Raw genomic sequence first — 18,230 nt, forward strand, 5'->3', positions numbered from 1 at the left:
CTCGCTTTTTTTGTATGAATACTTTTTATTATCTGGCATATTTACATGAAGTGATACCGATTTTCATTACTTCTTCATCTTTCCGTATTTTTACTCCTGAAGGGGCCAAATAGTTCGTGATTGCGGTTGTGATTGTTTGTACGCTACCATAATTGTTACTTTGGGTATAAGTCCAATCAACCGGTATGATAAGTAACGCCATATCTTTATCCGGATCTTTCTCTATCTGATATTTCAATAAATTGGCGAGATTCGGGAAAGAGTAAGTGCGAGTCGTCTCATTGTAAGCTTCCGATAAAAACGAGGTTACATTATTGTTTATCTGGTTGCCCTCAAAGAAACTTTTTACCGAATCCTCTGGCAATATTAATAGATAAGGAGGAGGAGCCAATGCATATTGCCAATCTTCTTGCGGCATCGCTTTTAACTCGAGTGGTAAATTATTCACGATACGCTCTTTCATGATCGGAGTGATTTCCTTTGTCGGAAGAACAATGCGTGTACAAACGCCGGCAGGAGTCTTAAAGAATGCATAGCTGTCGTTCGGTTGTAGCAATTGACTCATATCCGTATTTTTGAAACGACTTAGCTGAATAACCTCTTTAGTGACGGAGAAAGCTTCCCACGTGGTTATTAAAGAGTCTTTTCCTGCTGTGCTTTTAACCGCATAATTATAATATATCTTAAGGACAGAGCTAGCCACGGACAATATATTACCACTACCGAAGGTAGTTGTTACATAAAGCCCCGGGAAAAACTCATTGAAAGTTTCTTGATTCTTGAATGTACCCGGATTATTAATCGTTTCATCATAAAATTTTTGTCCGAACTCAGTAGGCATTTTAATGCTTACATGAGGGCTGTAACCATCAGAGTTTCTAAGGGAGTCGGATATACTTGTGTTATAAGCTGTATAAGCTTGAGCACCCATTGACTCTTGCATATTGCAATATTGCTTAGGGTCAATATTTGTATAAAAATTCTTTTGTAATGGACTTGTAATTTTAAAGATCTCCGCACGCATAGGCGCCAAGGAGTCTCCTACCCATACACCGTTTTTATTGGAACCATTATAATATATATTGAATTCCACCGAATCAATTTTTCCCTCATAAGGTGTATGCGCAAATTGAAAATCACTCGGACAATAGAATTGGCACATATAATCCGATACAAGGTTACCATACAGCGGATCGTAGAGTTCACCCAACTGGGCGCTAGTAGACCTTGCGTAAATAGAATCTAATTGCACCGTAGTGGCTTGTATCTGGAACGTGTCCATATATACCGCAATTGTATCGTCGCCTGGCTGAATACTTGTTCCTATCGAACTAAAATCATCATTACACCCGGCCAAAATGCTAGCACCAAGGCCAAGTCCAAGTATTAAAAGCTTGATTTTCATTACTACATTTATTATTTCGTGTTAGAATCCAATACCACGTCGTAGAACTTATTGAACTCGTCCATATAAGTTTCCGGTGACTGATAGGGAAGGAAAGGAGTATCTTTCTTGGCAGAGATATAATCAAGGACTTCTTGATTGATCGTCTCGCTACCTTGGATTACACCATCAGCGAAATCAATCGCTAATTTGGTTAAGGCCACAAAACTTGTATCTGCCTTGATTAACTTCAAGTCAGCTTCTTTGGCTCCGTCCGCCTTCAGTTTTGTCGCGAAATCTTTGTTTAGCGGGTTCTTGAAGTCATCGTTGTAGATCGAATAAACGATTTTCGCGTTACGCAGGCACGGGTCATCGGCATACATTCTCTTGATGTAAAGAGCCGTTAACGCTGACATCCAGCCATGGCAATGGATTACATCAGGAATCCAACGCAATTTTTTTACGGTTTCCAATACTCCGCGTACATAGAAGATCGAACGATCGTCATTATCTTCATACTCATTTCCATTCTCATCGCTGACCGTGGATTTCCGTTGGAAGAAATCCTCGTTGTCAATAAAGTAAACCTGCATCCGGGCCGATTGAATGGATGCTACCTTAATGATCAGAGGATGGTCCGTGTCGTCAATAATAAGATTCATACCAGACAGACGGATAACCTCGTGCAACTGATTGCGGCGCTCGTTGATATTTCCGAATTTTGGCATGAATGTCCTGATTTCGCGACCACGCTCCTGAATTCCTTGCGGCAAATTTCTACATATTGTCGCGATCTCGGATTCGGGAAGGTAGGGAGTGATTTCTTGGGCTATAAACAAGATTTTTTTTGCATCCATTCTGTAAACTAGTTTTATAAAGACGCTACAAAGATACGAAAAATCTTTTATTTACGGTAATTATTTAGTTGCTTTGCACCGTCAATTAAGCATCTATCTGATGAAAATAGTAAATAGTATTAAAGATTTGAAGGCTTATCTTGCTGAGGCAAAGCAGGATAATAAGAAAATTGGCTTTGTTCCTACCATGGGAGCACTGCATAATGGACATCTTAGCTTGGTACAACATTGCGTGAAAAACAATGATGTATGTGTAGTCAGTGTTTTTGTAAATCCAACCCAATTTAATGACAAACACGACTTGGAAACGTATCCCCGTACGTTGGAGGCTGATTGTGTGTTATTAGAATCTGCCGGCTGTGACTATGTATTCGCTCCCTCTGTAGAAGAGATGTATCCGGAGCCAGATACCCGTACGTTTGATTTGGGAACGGTATCTGAGGTAATGGAAGGCGCTAAGCGTCCGGGGCATTTTAACGGTGTAGCGCAGGTGGTAAGTAAATTGTTCTATATCGTGGAGCCGGATAACGCTTATTTCGGAGAAAAGGATTTCCAGCAGATCGCTGTGATCCGGGCGATGGTGAAACAATTGAATATCCCTGTAACGATCAATGCTTGTCCGATCGTTCGTGAGGGCGATGGCTTGGCCTTGAGTAGCCGGAATACCCGTTTGACACCGGAACAACGTCAAAAAGCTCCGTTAATTGCTCGTACGTTAAAAGAAAGTACTACCTTTGTGCCCGGAAAAAGCGTACAAGAAGTGATTGACTATGTTGTCAATACGATTAATAGCGATCCTGTCATGGAAGTTGAGTATTACGAGATCGTAGATGGCAATACGTTAGAGTCTATCAAGAACTGGTCGGATACCGATTATCCGGTAGGTTGCATCACGGTATATTGCGGAGAGGTACGTTTGATCGACAATATCAAATACTAATTATAAGTCATACATGTTTATAGAGGTAGTAAAGTCAAAAATTCACCGGGTAACGGTAACGGAAGCTAACTTAAACTATATCGGTAGCATCACTATCGACGAGGATTTGTTGGACGCCGCTAATTTGATCGCGAACGAGAAGGTCTCGATCGTGAATAATAATAACGGAGAACGTTTTGAGACGTATATTATCAAGGGCGAACGTGGCTCGGGAGTGGTTTGCTTGAACGGAGCGGCTGCCCGTAAGGCTCAACCCGGAGATATTATTATCGTTATGTCGTATGCCATGATGGATTTCGAGGAGGCGAAAACATTCAAGCCTTCCGTGGTATTTCCTGATACGGCGACAAATAAGTTGATATAGCAGACGCTAGGCTTTGTAGAGATCTCTAATCATAAGAAAAGCTCGTCGGGATGCGGCGGGCTTTTTTTATTTTCATAAATTTAAGTAATAAGCGAGTTATGTACACGAACAGGAATATATGGAATGTTAGCTACCCGATCTTTTTGAGCTTGTTGGCGCAAAACGTGATAAACGTGACTGATACGGCTTTTCTAGGTAGGGTTGGTGAAGTCGAGTTGGGGGCTTCCGCTATGGGAGGACTTTATTATATCTGCGCTTTTACGATCGCCTTTGGTTTTAGTACGGGATCTCAAATCGTGATTGGCCGTAGAAACGGAGAGGGACGTTATGACCAGATAGGGCCTGTCATGATACAAGGCGTTTTCTTCCTATTGTCGCTGGCTGCTATATTGTTCTTGTTTTCTCGTTTTTTTGCGGGAGACGTGATGCGTGTATTGATTTCTTCGGACGCTATCTTGAATGCCACGGAGGAATTTTTGGATTGGCGTGTGTTTGGCTTCTTCTTCTCTTTCGTGAACGTGATGTTCCGGGCTCTTTTTATAGGTATTACCCGTACAAAGGTGTTGACATTGAACGCTGTCTTGATGGCAATGACGAATGTCTTACTGGATTATCTTTTGATTTTCGGACATGCCGGATTCCCAAAGATGGGTATTCAAGGGGCGGCTATCGCTTCCGTCATAGCCGAGGCGGTATCGATTCTCTTTTTCGTGGTTTACACGAGACTTACCGTAGATATACGTAAATATGCGCTTAACCAGATTCGTTCTTTCGATTTTGGCTTGTTGAAACGGGTGCTGGATATTTCTGTGTTCACGATGCTGCAATATTTCTTGTCTATCGCTACTTGGTTTATGTTCTTTATCGCTGTGGAGCATTTGGGGCAACGGGAGTTGGCGGTGGCGAATATCGTACGTAGTATTTACGTCGTGATGTTGATTCCCGTTAATTCCTTGGCGACCACGACAAACACGTTCGTGAGTAATAGTATCGGGGCGGGAGCGATCAATCAAGTTATACCGACTATCTGGAAGATCTGTAAGTTATCGTTGGGCATTATGGTCGTGTTTGCCGCTATTGTCAGTTTGATGCCGGGATGGGTCGTGTCTGTTTATACGAATGACGCTTCATTAGTGGCGGCCTCGGTTCCATCCGTCTACGTGATTGTCGGTTCTTTATTGATCGGATCGGTAGCTAATGTGGCGTTCAACGGGGTGTCGGGTACGGGAAATACACGTTCTGCGCTTTTTATGGAAGCGGCGGTATTGATTCTGTATGTGCTTTTTGTATATGTCGCGGGGATACGTTTGCGTTTGTCGGTAGCCGTATGCTTCTTGACAGAGGCTATTTACTATAGTGGATTGCTCGTCGCTAGCGTAATCTATTTAAAGAAAGCCTCTTGGCAAAATAAGAGAATATAAGTATATGAGGGGAAAAAAACACGTACGTCTTTTTTCGAAAACACGTACGTGAATTCTGAAAAACATGTACGTGTTTTTTTGAACTGTGAATATTGGGAAATTGTTCGTATTTTTGTATTGTAATCAAATAAGAAAGGTAACTCATGTCCACGAAGCAATGTGAAGATATGTTGGTAGGAAAAGGAGTACGGCCTACTGCCGCACGGATCCTTGTCTTGCAAAAATTATCAGAACGAACCAGCCCGGCTTCCCTGTTCGAATTGGAGGCGGAGTTGGAGACGTTGGATAAATCGACCATTTCCCGTTCATTGGCCTTGTTATTGGAACATCATGCGATCCATTCTTTCGAAGATGGTAGTGGCTCTATAAAATATGAGATATGCCAGAGCCGTTCGGAGACATGCCCAGTGGGTGATAGGCATATTCATTTTTTCTGCGAGGTATGCCGTAAAACCTCTTGTTTAAATAATATCAAGATCCCGGTCGCTCAATTGCCGGAAGGATATATAATGGATACCATTAATTATACGGTAAAGGGTGTTTGCCCATTGTGTAATAAGCGACGTTTTCAGAAACCCTGATAATTTGCAATCAAGTTGCAACTCCCTTCTCTTACCTTTGTACCGTAATCAAGAAGTAAATAATTAAAATAGATAAGATTATGAGTACAACATGTGGATGTGAACATTGCCATTCGCACGGAAGTTCCGGTTTATGGATGCCGACGGTTTCTTTCGTTTTGTTGGTGATAGGACTTATCGGGAAGTACTCGGGGATAAGTTGGTTTGCTGAGTCTTGGATAGAGGCCATTTGGTTTCTGGTCGCTTTTTTGCCGGTAGGACTTCCTGTTATGCGAGAAGCTTGGGAAGCGGCTTTGCGGAAAGACTTTTTTAGTGAGTTCTCGTTAATGGCGATCGCCTCGATCGGGGCGTTTTGTATTGGGGAGTATCCCGAGGCCGTAGCCGTGATGCTTTTCTATACGGTAGGAGAGAGGTTGCAACTTCTAGCCGTGAATAAAGCCTCGAAGAATATCAGTGACTTATTAGATGTCCGGCCGGAACGAACGGATGTATGGCGGACGGGTACATATATGAATGTATCTCCGAAGGATGTGAAAGTAGGCGAGCGGATCGAGGTGAAGCCCGGCGGACGTGTGCCTTTGGATGGCGTTTTATTGGAAGCCGAGGCACAGTTCGATACCTCGGCATTAACCGGGGAAAGTATGCCTCGTTCTATCCGTGAGGGTGAGGAGGTGCTTGCCGGAATGATCGTGCAGGGGCAGGCGGTACGTATACAAGTGAATCGGCCGTACGAGCAAAGTGCCTTGGCCCGTATTTTGGCTTTGGTGAAAGATGCCTCGGAGCGGAAAGCGCCGGCGGAATTGTTTATTCGGCGTTTCGCACGGATTTATACCCCAATCGTGATTCTTCTGTCGTTTCTAATCGTGTCGGTTCCTGCTTTGGTAGGGATGGTGACGCCTTCTTTCCAGTATGTTTTCTCGGATTGGTTATATAGGGGATTGGTTTTCTTGGTTATTTCTTGTCCTTGTGCCTTGGTTATAAGTGTTCCGCTCGGGTATTTCGGTGGTATAGGCGCCGCTTCTCGTGCCGGGATATTATTTAAGGGCGGTAATTATTTAGATACGATCACACGGGTAAATACGGTAGCGTTCGATAAGACCGGTACATTGACTACCGGGCGTTTTGAGGTCACAACGGTGGAAAGCACGGAGATCCCGGTTTCTGATCTTTTGAGTATTTTGTTATCAGTAGAGCGGAAAAGTACCCATCCGGTAGCGCAGGCTGTAGTTCGCTATGCGGAAAAACAAGATAGCGTGCCGATGGAAATCACTGACATGCGGGAATTGGCAGGGCATGGTGTCGAGGCTATCGTGAACGGTCGGCAGGTGCTTGTCGGTAACATTCGTTTATTGGCCGAACGTGATATTCCTGTCCCGAAGGAATTATCCGATAGTGTTTCTACCGTGGTGGTTTGTGCGATCGATGGGAAATATGCGGGGCATCTTCTCCTTTCGGATACCTTGAAGAAGGATGCCGTGGATGCGATTCGTCGGTTAAAGGATCTGGATGTTAAAGATATTTGCTTGTTGTCCGGGGATAAGCAAGAGATCGTGAATCAATTCGCTGAGCGTTTGGGTGTCGATAAAGCGTATGGTAATCTGCTGCCGGAGGATAAAGCCGCTTATATAGAGCGATTAACGGCGGAGCCGGATAAGTCGGTTGCCTTTGTGGGCGATGGGATGAACGATGCGCCGGTACTGGCTTTAAGTGATGTCGGTATTGCGATGGGTGGATTGGGATCGGATGCGGCCATCGAGAGCGCGGACGTGGTTATCCAAACGGACCAGCCCTCTAAAGTAGCGGAAGCTATTTCTATCGGACGTGCTACCCGGAATATCGTCCGTCAGAATATCGTGGGATCTATTGGCGTGAAGGTGATAGTCCTTGTGGCGGGAGCCTTCGGTTTTGCCACGCTTTGGGAAGCTGTTTTCGCGGATGTAGGCGTATCTTTGCTGGCGGTTCTTAATTCGATCCGTATACTAAAACGTTGAGAAGTGAAGAATTTCGAGATCGCTTTCATCGCATACTCATCTCTTTTTCGTACCTTTGCCCCTTAATCCAGTAGAAAATAATATAAATACACATACGAATTATGTTTGAGAACTTAAGCGAAAGGTTAGACAGATCGTTTAAACTGTTGAAGGGCGAAGGCAAGATTACCGAGATCAATGTGGCGGAAACATTGAAGGATGTGCGTAAAGCGTTGTTGGATGCCGACGTCAATTATAAGGTTGCCAAGAGTTTTACGGATACGGTAAAAGAGAAGGCTTTAGGACAGAACGTGCTTACATCGGTTAAGCCTAGTCAGTTGATGGTTAAGATTGTTCACGATGAGTTGGCCAGCTTGATGGGAGGTACGGCTGTCGACGTGAATTTGCAGGGAAATCCCGCCATTATATTGATGTCCGGTTTGCAAGGTTCGGGTAAGACTACTTTCACTGGTAAACTAGCGTCTTTATTAAAGACCAAGAAAAATAAGAAACCATTATTAGCCGCTTGCGACGTGTATCGTCCGGCAGCTATCGAGCAGTTGCGTGTAGTCGGAGAGCAGGTAGGTGTTCCGGTATACATGGAATTGGAGAATAAGAATCCGGTGGAGATCGCTATGAACGCTATCCGCGAGGCACGGGCTAAAGGCAATGACGTCGTGATCGTGGATACCGCCGGTCGTTTGGCTATCGATGAGCAGATGATGAACGAGATCGCCGCTATCAAGAGCGCTATCCAGCCGGATGAGACCTTGTTCGTGGTAGATGCCATGACGGGTCAGGATGCCGTGAATACCGCAAGGGAATTTAATGAGCGGCTGAACTTCGACGGCGTCGTACTTACGAAGTTGGATGGTGATACCCGTGGTGGTGCCGCTTTGTCGATCCGTACGGTTGTTGATAAGCCGATTAAGTTTGTCGGTACGGGCGAGAAGATGGATGCCTTGGATATTTTCCACCCTGAACGTATGGCGGATCGAATCTTAGGCATGGGTGATATCGTGTCTTTGGTGGAACGTGCGCAAGAGCAATATGACGAGGAAGAAGCGAAACGTTTGCAGAAGAAGATCGCTAAGAACCAGTTCGATTTTAACGACTTTATCTCCCAGATCCAACAGATCAAGAAGATGGGTAACTTGAAAGAGTTGGCATCCATGATCCCGGGTGTAGGAAAGGCATTGAAAGATGTGGATATCGATGATAACGCGTTCAAGAGTATCGAGGCTATCATTTATTCGATGACTCCGGATGAGCGCAGCAACCCGGCTATCTTGAATGGCTCACGCCGTCAGCGTATCGCTAAAGGTAGCGGTACGAGCATCCAGGAGGTGAACAAGCTGATCAAGCAATTTGATGAGACCCGTAAGATGATGCGTATGCTTACTTCCGCAAAGTCGGGGAAGATGAAGCTACCTTCGATGAAGCCTTCGTTCAGACGTTAATTAACAGGAGACAATCAATAATATGGAAGAACAACATTATCAATTGCTGGATGGTAAGGCCGTTTCCGCTCAGATGAAGAAGGAGATGGCTGAGGAGGTAGCCCAGATCAAGGCTGCCGGAGGTAAGATCCCTCACTTGGCTGCTATTTTGGTGGGCCATGACGGTGGTAGCGAGACTTATGTGGCTAGTAAAGTCAAGACTTGTCAGGAGATTGGTTTTAAGTCTACCTTAATTCGCTTTGAGGAGGATGTTACGGAGGGAGAATTGCTTCGTAAGGTCGATGAGTTAAATAATGATCCGGATGTGGATGGCTTTATCGTACAGCTTCCGCTTCCGAAACATATATCCGAGCAGAAGGTGATTGAGGCGATCGATTATCGTAAAGACGTGGACGGTTTCCATCCGATTAACGTGGGACGTATGTCTATCGGTTTGCCTTGTTTCGTATCGGCTACGCCTGCCGGTATCTTGGAATTATTGAAGCGTTATCATATCGAGACGCAAGGAAAGCATTGCGTGGTTTTGGGACGCAGCAATATTGTCGGCAAGCCGATGGCTACCTTGATGATGCAGAAATCTTATCCGGGCGATTGTACGGTGACCGTATGCCATAGCCGTTCTAAGAACTTGAAGGAGATGTGCTTGTCTGCTGATATTATTATCGTGGCTTTAGGTGTTCCTGAATTCTTGAAAGGGGATATGGTGAAGGAAGGCGCCGTGATCGTTGACGTGGGAACAACCCGTATGCCAAGCAGCGTAACCAAGAGCGGATTTAAGTTAACGGGAGATGTCTTGTTTAACGAGGTCGCTCCTAAATGTTCCTATATCACTCCGGTTCCGGGTGGCGTAGGGCCTATGACAATCATTTCTTTGATGCGTAACACATTGTTAGCGGGAAAGAAAGCGATCTATAAGTAAGTGGATGGATAAAAAAGTTCGCAAAAGGTTTGTGTAATCAGAATTTATACCTATCTTTGCGCCGTCTTAAAGGGAGAATCCTTTGAAAGGCGGATATGGTGAGAGTAGCTCAGTTGGTTAGAGCATCGGATTGTGGTTCCGAGGGTCGTGGGTTCGAGCCCCATCTTTCACCCATTGTGGTTTTTTAGATAAAAATCTTGTTATGAATAAAACAAGGTTTTATGAACCAAGGCGTCTGTGAAGAATGAAAGGTTTTTTTATATGGTGAGAGTAGCTCAGTTGGTTAGAGCATCGGATTGTGGTTCCGAGGGTCGTGGGTTCGAGCCCCATCTTTCACCCTAGAATGAGAAAAGGATATGTCTATTAGGGCATATCCTTTTTCTATTTCTTATAATGGGCATTGTAAGTCTTTTATGATGCCCATCATAAGGAGCTTACAATAGGCATTGTAAACTCCTTATAATAGCGATCGTGCTGACCTACTCTTCGGTATATAAACCTTCTCTTGATAATTGCTTATCCAGATTCGCTACACCGAGGGCTATGATAGCGGTAACAGTAGCCGTATGTTCTTGGTATTCGGGGATGTTCTTTGTGTATAAATCCCGTTCCGTATGCCAGATTTCGCCGTAATCAAAATCATATCCTTTGAAATCCTCTGTGGTGAAACCTAATGTGGGGACACCTTCGATGGCGAAAACTGATGCGTCTGTTCCCCCCATGCGTGTCGGGCGTTTACGGGGTTCACGAACTTTTACCTCGAAAGGATAGTCCGGACGGATTTTTTGGATGGGTTCGCTGATCTTCACGAAATCATCATACATGGCTTGAGGGACGGAGATACCGACAGGAGGTTCCGGGCCACCGTCACGATTGAACAAATTAGCGATTTTGGGTAATTTATCCTTATGCGCTTTCACCCAAGCTTGTGCTCCTAATAAGCCAAATTCCTCACCGGCGAATCCGATAAATAAGATCGTGCGCTTAGGCTTGGCTCCGGATTTGGCGATCATGCGAGCGGCTTCCATCATCGGTCCGATTCCAGTACCGCAATCGATGCCTCCGGTAGCCACGTCGAAAGCATCTAGGTGACCGCTGATAATAACATATTCGTCCGGGTATTTGCTGCCTTTGATAGACGCTACGACATTATGGTATTTAACCGGGCCTAATTTAAAATGATTACGAATATCGAACTCTAGTTCGAATGTACGTCTCTCTTTCACCATTTGTTCGATGATCGCGAATTGATGCTCGTCTAATTTGATATCCGGAAGTTCCGGCAGATTGTCGAAGTTCGTATTCGGGTCGTTCATCATTTTCCGGTCGTATAACGCACGGATAGGTACGGTGGAGGATTGGATAAAACCTAAAGCTCCGGCCTCGCACATTTCCTTATAATATAATCCGGGGAATTCTTTATAAGGCAACATCTCGTTTTTCTCCCCGTTTTCCCAGTTGCGGCGTCTTAGATCATTGTTTTTCTTCATGATCTCGTTGTTCTCTTTCTTGATCTCCGCACGGATGGAATCTCCCGAGGCGGAGCGGTCGATAGGCCAACCTACATTTTTCCCTGAGATAAGAACCCAAGCACCATTTAATCTTCCTTTGATTTGCTGGAACTCCTCGTCGTTACGAGGCTCCATCACCGCATGCCCACGTTGCACGCCTTTCGTTCCGGAAGTGTAGGAAGGGGTGGCGAAATGCAGGATCATTCCGTTGTCGCTCAACAAGCGTCCGAACCAAGGTCCTCGATTAAAGCCGACAGGGACGGTACCGGCCTCTTCTAATTGGACATCGAGTCCCCAACTCTTAAACTCACGCACCATCCACTCGGCGGCGTTCTCATAAGCGTCGGAACCTATTAAACGTCCGCCAAAGCGGTTTGTAAGGATATCCAGCTGATGCATCACTTGATTATCGTTCTGACCCATCTCGATGATTTTTTTTACGGCAGCGTCCTGAGCTGGTACAGGGGAGACTGTCATGCAGGCTAATGCCGCACAAACAAGTAAGATTTTTCTCATAAAGTAGTGTTTATTTCATTGATATGACTGTTTATTATTCAGTGTATGCAAATAAAGGAATAAATTTTGACTTATTGCAAATGAAATGGCAGTTTCTTTTATAACTTTGCGGAGTAAACAGATGGTGAATGAAAACAATGCGTAGCTTGAAGTGGTTAAGACCCCTCTTGGTAGTACTCTTTATGAGTTACTACGTGGGTGGCACGGCCTTTACCCATACGCATCATTTCCTAAACTATAGTATCACTCACTCTCATCCCTATCTGCCGGGAGCCGATGGCTTGCCTCATCATGAGCATAGTACGGTAGCGTTTAATACGATTGAAGAGCTGACCGAATTGTGTATGGAGTTAATTCCGTACTTACCTTTGGTTATGGCTTGGGCGCTTTTGATGGTAGTGCTCGTCTTTCTAAAGAAAGAGGTTGTCTTGCGTCTTGTGCGGCGTGGCGAATCCCGTGCGCCTCCCTCGTTTGGTATAGTAATTTGAATCAAGCATTAGAATCACTTTTTATACTAAACATTTTACGCATCTTATATGAAATCTATATTTTTACTATTGCTTCCAGCGATAGTACTATGCTCTTGCCATACCCAAAAGCAAGAGGATGAGTCTGCGCATGCCGTAACACTCAAAGGGGATATTATACATATCGGTTCCGAATCTCCTGTTTTATCCAAGTTGACAAAGGAAACGGTTAAACGGGAACCTTACCGTATGGAGTTTACCACCTCGGGGGTCGTACAGGCGATTCCTTCTAATTACGCAGAGGTGGCTTCACCGGTAAGCGGGCGAATTACGAAATCGTTCGTTCGCTTAGGGCAGAAAGTGGCCCCGGGTAGTCCGATCTTCGAGATTAGCGCTCCCGCTGTTTATGAGGCGGGGAAATCTTATTACCAAGCTCGCCAAGAGATGGAACTGGCCTTGAAAAGCTTGAATCGGGAGAAAGACTTGATGAAAAACAAGGTTGGTGTCCAAAAGGAATTGGAAGAGGCCGAGGTGAATTACGAGTTAAAGAAAAAAGACTATGAGAATATGGTAGCCGCATTGAAAGTCTTTCAGATTAATCCGGATGAAATGGCTTTGGGGCAACCATTGATCGTTCGCTCGCCTATAGCCGGTGAGGTCGTGAAAGATCGGATCGTAATCGGGCAATATATGAAAGAGGACGCCGAGCCAGTAGCTGTCATCGCCGATTTGAGCAAGGTATGGGTGGTCGCCCATGTAAAAGAGAAGGATTTGAGTTTAATACAGGCTTTGGATGAGGTGGAAATTCGGTTGGTAGCCATGCCGGATAAACCGATATCGGGAAAGATTTATCATATCAGCGAGATGCTGGACCCCGATACCCGTTCGGTGGAGGTCTTGATCGAGTGCGATAACAGTACCCGTTTGATGAAACCGGAGATGTACGGCACGGTCAAGTTGAGCGACCGTGAGGCGGAGGTAATCCGTATACCTACTTCCGCTATCTTGCAGGAAGAGGAGAATATGTACGTATTGGTGGAATTGGGGAATAACGATTATCGGAAACAAAAGATCGAGACCGGCCTTACTGAAGATGGCAAGACGGTGGTTTTATCCGGCTTGAACGTAGGTGACGAGATCGTAGCTACGGGAGCGTTTTATTTACTTGACGCACGCTAACGGATTATGAAAAGGATTATTTACTTGGCGATACATCGGCGAGGACTGATGTTCGTGTTATTTCTGTTCTTAGCGATCGTTGGTTATTATTCTTGGACGCGGTTGGCGATAGATGCTTATCCGGATATCGCCGATACCACCGTGCAAGTCGTGACGCAAGTTCCCGGATTGGCCGCCGAGGAGATCGAGCAACAAATCAGTATTCCGATCGAGCGGGCTATGAATGGTCTGCCGGGACTAAACGTAATGCGTAGCAAGAATACGTTTGGTTTATCTACGGTCGTATTGGTTTTTGATGATGGTATTGAGGATTATTGGGCCCGGCAACGTGTACAAGAGCGGTTGGTAGACGTGGAGCTTCCTTATAATGCGGTTCCCGGCTTAAATCCTTTGACTTCGCCGACGGGAGAGATCTTTCGTTATGTGGTGGAAAGTGACCGTTTAGACTTGAGGGAGTTGACCGATTTGCATAAATGGGTAATTATTCCGAGACTGAAACAGGTTACGGGTGTAGCGGATGTAAGTAATTACGGCGGTATCACTACCCAATATCAGATCGAGGTGAACCCTTATAAGATGGAGCAATACGACATTACCTTAGGGGATATTACGGAAAAGATAGAGAAGAATAACGTGAACGCCGGTGGTAGTATGTTAAGCCGGGGGGATTTGAGTTATGTGATCCGTGGAATCGGTCTGGTTAAGGACTTGGAAGACTTGGGACATATCGTGATCAAGACCGTGAATGGTGTCCCGGTCTACTTGAATGATATCGGTAAACTGAAATACGGAAACTTGGAGCGTAAGGGCGTTTTAGGTTTTACGGACGATACCCGTGATTACTCCGATGGCGTGGAAGGTATCGTGCAAATGCTTAGGGGGGAGAATCCGTCCCGGGTGTTGGATGATGTGCATAAGGCGGTAGACGAACTAAATAACGAGACACTTCCCGAGGGAACCCGTATCCATCCGTTTATGGATCGTACGGATTTGGTTAATACGACCTTGCATACTGTATCGCATACGTTGTTCGAGGGTATGGTACTGGTTGTCTTAGTACTGATCTTATTCTTGGGGAGTTGGCGTGGCGCTTTGTTGGTGGCCTTAACCATTCCCTTGTCTCTATTGATTGCCTTTATCTTGATGCATGTTACGAATATTCCTGCGAACCTACTTTCCCTAGGCGCTATAGACTTCGGTATTTTGGTAGACGGAGCGATCGTGATGATGGAGACGGTCTTGAAGAAAAGGGAACGGCATCCGGATGAGGTATTGACGGAAGATTCGATCTTGCGCCGTACGACTGAGGTGGCTCGCCCGATCTTTTTCTCTACATTAATTATTATAACGGCCTATCTTCCTTTGTTCGCTTTTGAGCATATTGAGAAGAAATTGTTTACGCCGATGGCTTATACCGTAGGGTATGCTTTGCTGGGCGCTTTGTGCGTGGCCTTGTTCTTGATTCCGGGATTGGCCTTTTATGCGTATCGTAAGCCGGGAAAGATTTACCATAATCGTTGGTTGGAGAAACTTTCCACGGCTTATCATTCACAAATTGCCCGATTGATGGAGAAGCCAAGACGGGTTATTGTACCGTTACTGGCGATATTGCTGGGAGCGGGGATTTTAAGTTATACCGTAGGAAAAGACTTCTTGCCTCCGTTGGATGAGGGGGCGATCTGGATACAGGTACAGCTTCCTCCGGGTATTTCCATTGAGAAATCGAAGGAGATGGGGGCGGAGCTTCGGAAGACTTTGAAAGAGTTTAAGGAAGTCTCATATGTAATGACTCAAGTCGGTCGCGATGATGAGGGGGCGGAAGCGTTCTCACTCTCTCATGTGGAGTGTGGCGTGGGATTGAAACCCTATAGTACATGGAAATTCGGTAAGACGAAAGCGGATCTGATCGAGGAAATGGCGGCTAAGTTGGAGACCATGCCCGGCTACTCGGTCGGTTTCTCCCAGCCGATCATCGATATGGTGATGGATCAGATCGCTGGGGCTCATAGTGATTTGGCGCTGAAGATTTATAGCGATGATATTACGGAAAGTCGCCATATTGCGGATCAAGTCGCTAATGTGTTGAAGGAAATACCGGGTGCTGCCGACGTAGCGGTGGATCAAGAGCCTCCGTTGCCGCAGTTGCAGATTATCGCGGATCGTGCCCGTATCGCCCAGTATGGCTTGAACGTGTCGGATGTGGCCGATTTGATTGAGTTAGCGATCGGTGGAGCCTCTATTTCCCAGATATTTGTCGGAAGTAAAAGTTATGACGTGATTTGTCGTTTCGATGACGCTAGCCGCAATTCTCCCGAACGTATCGGTAATCTATTGCTGACTACCGGTTCCGGAACGAAGATTCCTCTTTCGCAAGTAGCGGAGATTAAGATGACAACCGGTGCCAGTACGATTACCCGTGAGATGAATAAGCGGCACTTGACGGTACGGGTTAATTTACGTGGCGTGGACTTGACGGCGTTCTTGAATAATGCGAATGCGTTGATTGATAAAGAGGTGAAATACGATCATGATTCCGTGCATTTGAAATGGGCCGGACAGTTCGAGAACCAGCATCGTGCGTATGCCCGTTTGGGGGCTGTGGTTCCTTTGGCGTTGGGACTGATGCTGCTTCTGTTGTTTGCGGCTTGCGGTAAATTCCGGCAGGCGGCTTTAATGATGAGTGTCGTTCCCTTGGCTTTGTTTGGTGGTATGTTGGCGTTGAATGTGCGGGGAATGACATTGAATGTTTCCTCGGCGGTTGGTTTTATTGCCTTGGTCGGTGTCGCTATCCAAAATGGCGTGATCATGATTTCCCATATCAATAACTTACGTACAAGGGAACGAGATTTGAAAGATGCGGTGATAACGGGAACTAAGCACCGTTTCCGTCCGATCTTGATGACGGCTACGGTTGCGGTCTTGGGATTGCTTCCTGCCTCTGTTAGTACAGGTATCGGTTCGGACGTGCAGCGTCCCTTGGCTACGGTAATCGTTTACGGGCTTTTATTTGCTACGGTTATTACGCTTTATGTACTTCCCGCTTTATACTATATGATCGAGAAACATTATGAGGGGAAGGATTTGACGCCGGTATCGGAGGAAAAAGAGCTGCACGCTTAATCCGGAGGTGGAATTAAAAAGATATACTATGTTTAGATTAGAAGATATGAAGAAATATATAATCCTGTCATTACTCTGCGGATGCTTATCCGTGAATGCTCAGACCATGGTTCCGCTTACGTATCGGCAATATATGGAGCGGGTTGCGGAAGGCAACCTTGAGTATGCGTCGGAGAAATTGAATGTGCCGGCCGCTAAGGCTGAGGTAACGGCGGCAAAGGTGTTTAACGATCCGAACCTTTCCGTGTCTTATTTCAATAATGAGAATAATTCCTTGCAAATGGGAGAAGGTGTTGAAGTAGAACTGAGCAAAACTTTCTCTTTTGGAAAACGGGGTGCGAATATCTCATTGGCACGTAGCGAGAGTGAGTTGACCGAGGCTTTGTTGGCCGATTATTTCCGGAATCTCCGGGCAGACGCTACGATTGCTTATATGGAAGCCTTGAAGCAACATGAGTTGTATAAAGTAAAGGAGAATGCCTATGAGAATATCCGGACATTGGCGGAGAGCGACAGTATCCGTTTCTCATTGGGGCAAATCCGTGAGGTGGATGCTACGCAGAGCCGGGTAGAGGCCGGGGTCTTACGAAACGAGTTGCTGCAAGCCGGAGCGGAATTAAAGAATGCTTTCTCGAACTTAAACTTCTTGACGGGGACTTTCAGTACGGATACTTTATTTCACCCAGAGGCTGAGTTACGTACGGAGCCTCGGGATTTTATCCTTGCCGACTTAATCACGGCGGCAAGCGAGGGGCGTACGGATTTGGTAGCTGCCTTAAAAAACAAGGAAGTGGCCGCTAGAGCCTTGAAAGTAGCTCGCCGGGAGCGGAATATGGATGTGGATTTGTCTATCGCCGTAAGCCGTAACGCCCGGGTTTATAATGAGGAAGCCCCGGCACCTCCTTTTACCGGAGTGACGGCAGGTATCGCTGTTCCTTTGAAATTCTCTAATTTCAATAAGGGAACGGTTCGTGCCGCTCGTTATCGGGAGCAACAGGCGGAAGCGCAATATAAGCAGGCTCTTTTGCAAGTACAGACGGAGGTGATGCAGGCATATCGTAATTATCAATCTTTCGCCGAGCAAGTTAATCATTATGAGGATGGGCTTTTAAGGCAAGCCCGTGAGGTGATGGATGGCAAGATTTACAGCTATAATAGGGGGGAAGTCTCTTTGTTGGAAGTCTTGGACGCCCAGCGTACTTACGATGAGGTACAAGCTCAGTATATCGAGACGCTGTTTAATTACAGCTCAGCCTTGGTCGAATTAGAACGTTCGGCGGGTATTTGGGATATTGAGATTTGATTTGCGCTATAATTCAGAAAAGTAACAAGGGATAAATTGTAAGACGCTTACATTTCTATTCCTTGTTATTTTATCTGAATAAATCCATCAGTTTATCCGGTGATTGCCTAGTATCGAATATTTGATAGATACGGATACAATCATATTCAACACTATAGATGATTTTATAATATCCCTCGATCAAGGAACGATATTCTTTATTAAGTTGGAGTAGTGATGGTTCAATAAATCCTAAATA

Annotated in this window: 14 protein-coding genes and 2 tRNA genes; 13 read left to right on the top strand and 3 right to left on the bottom strand. The window is 45.5% G+C overall.

Features of this window, described 5'->3' with window-relative positions; all coding sequences use genetic code 11:
- Positions 1 to 28: 28 nt before the first annotated feature.
- Together ACYIA1_RS02275 and ACYIA1_RS02280 are read right to left on the bottom strand one after the other, a co-directional pair.
- Positions 29 to 1,405: a DUF4270 domain-containing protein gene (locus tag ACYIA1_RS02275; RefSeq protein ID WP_005865853.1), complete on the bottom strand. Its 1,377-nt coding sequence runs from the start codon at positions 1,403 to 1,405 to the stop codon at positions 29 to 31.
- An 11-nt stretch (positions 1,406 to 1,416) separates the two neighbouring features.
- Entirely contained in the window at positions 1,417 to 2,241 is an 825-nt protein-coding gene (locus tag ACYIA1_RS02280) for a glycogen/starch synthase (protein ID WP_005865855.1), read from the bottom strand.
- Between the two features lie 100 nt (positions 2,242 to 2,341).
- Between ACYIA1_RS02280 and panC the strand changes: the two genes are divergently transcribed.
- From panC to ACYIA1_RS02325, 9 genes are all read left to right on the top strand, one after another.
- Positions 2,342 to 3,181 carry a pantoate--beta-alanine ligase gene (gene panC, locus ACYIA1_RS02285; protein ID WP_005861622.1) on the top strand — a complete coding sequence of 280 codons (840 nt, stop codon included), beginning with the start codon at positions 2,342 to 2,344 and terminating at the stop codon, positions 3,179 to 3,181.
- 13 nt (positions 3,182 to 3,194) lie between these two features.
- On the top strand, positions 3,195 to 3,545 hold the full coding sequence (gene panD, locus ACYIA1_RS02290) for an aspartate 1-decarboxylase (RefSeq protein ID WP_005861624.1): 351 nt from the start codon (positions 3,195 to 3,197) through the stop codon (positions 3,543 to 3,545).
- Between the two features lie 98 nt (positions 3,546 to 3,643).
- On the top strand, positions 3,644 to 4,966 hold the full coding sequence (locus ACYIA1_RS02295) for an MATE family efflux transporter (protein ID WP_122144328.1): 1,323 nt from the start codon (positions 3,644 to 3,646) through the stop codon (positions 4,964 to 4,966).
- A 143-nt stretch (positions 4,967 to 5,109) separates the two neighbouring features.
- Positions 5,110 to 5,547, top strand: a complete 438-nt coding sequence (locus ACYIA1_RS02300) for a Fur family transcriptional regulator (RefSeq protein WP_005865860.1) — start codon at positions 5,110 to 5,112, stop codon at positions 5,545 to 5,547.
- Positions 5,548 to 5,627: 80 nt separating this feature from the next.
- Positions 5,628 to 7,538: a heavy metal translocating P-type ATPase gene (locus ACYIA1_RS02305; RefSeq protein ID WP_480334249.1), complete on the top strand. Its 1,911-nt coding sequence runs from the start codon at positions 5,628 to 5,630 to the stop codon at positions 7,536 to 7,538.
- A gap of 101 nt (positions 7,539 to 7,639) precedes the next feature.
- Entirely contained in the window at positions 7,640 to 8,977 is a 1,338-nt protein-coding gene (gene ffh, locus ACYIA1_RS02310) for a signal recognition particle protein (RefSeq protein WP_005861632.1), read from the top strand.
- Between the two features lie 22 nt (positions 8,978 to 8,999).
- Complete coding sequence (gene folD, locus ACYIA1_RS02315; RefSeq protein ID WP_158532819.1) at positions 9,000 to 9,896, top strand: bifunctional methylenetetrahydrofolate dehydrogenase/methenyltetrahydrofolate cyclohydrolase FolD; 897 nt, start codon at positions 9,000 to 9,002, stop codon at positions 9,894 to 9,896.
- 98 nt (positions 9,897 to 9,994) lie between these two features.
- Positions 9,995 to 10,068 (top strand) — tRNA-His (locus ACYIA1_RS02320).
- A gap of 92 nt (positions 10,069 to 10,160) precedes the next feature.
- Positions 10,161 to 10,234, top strand: a tRNA-His gene (locus ACYIA1_RS02325).
- 141 nt (positions 10,235 to 10,375) lie between these two features.
- Here ACYIA1_RS02325 and ACYIA1_RS02330 read toward each other — a convergent pair.
- Positions 10,376 to 11,923, bottom strand: a complete 1,548-nt coding sequence (locus tag ACYIA1_RS02330; protein WP_005865866.1) for a M28 family metallopeptidase — start codon at positions 11,921 to 11,923, stop codon at positions 10,376 to 10,378.
- Between the two features lie 128 nt (positions 11,924 to 12,051).
- On the opposite strand from ACYIA1_RS02330, the gene ACYIA1_RS02335 reads away from it, so the two are divergent.
- Genes ACYIA1_RS02335 through ACYIA1_RS02350 form a run of 4 tightly spaced genes read left to right on the top strand, consistent with a single transcriptional unit; the run spans position 12,052 to position 17,992 of the window.
- Positions 12,052 to 12,411 (top strand): hypothetical protein, encoded by a 360-nt coding sequence (locus ACYIA1_RS02335; RefSeq protein WP_005861714.1) that lies wholly within the window; start codon positions 12,052 to 12,054, stop codon positions 12,409 to 12,411.
- Between the two features lie 48 nt (positions 12,412 to 12,459).
- Positions 12,460 to 13,569 (top strand): efflux RND transporter periplasmic adaptor subunit, encoded by a 1,110-nt coding sequence (locus ACYIA1_RS02340; protein WP_122114961.1) that lies wholly within the window; start codon positions 12,460 to 12,462, stop codon positions 13,567 to 13,569.
- Between the two features lie 6 nt (positions 13,570 to 13,575).
- Positions 13,576 to 16,689: an efflux RND transporter permease subunit gene (locus tag ACYIA1_RS02345; RefSeq protein WP_480334252.1), complete on the top strand. Its 3,114-nt coding sequence runs from the start codon at positions 13,576 to 13,578 to the stop codon at positions 16,687 to 16,689.
- Between the two features lie 28 nt (positions 16,690 to 16,717).
- Entirely contained in the window at positions 16,718 to 17,992 is a 1,275-nt protein-coding gene (locus ACYIA1_RS02350) for a TolC family protein (RefSeq protein WP_048928020.1), read from the top strand.
- Positions 17,993 to 18,230: the final 238 nt, after the last annotated feature.

The sequence above is a fragment of the Parabacteroides sp. KHUB-02 genome, from assembly GCF_056640955.1.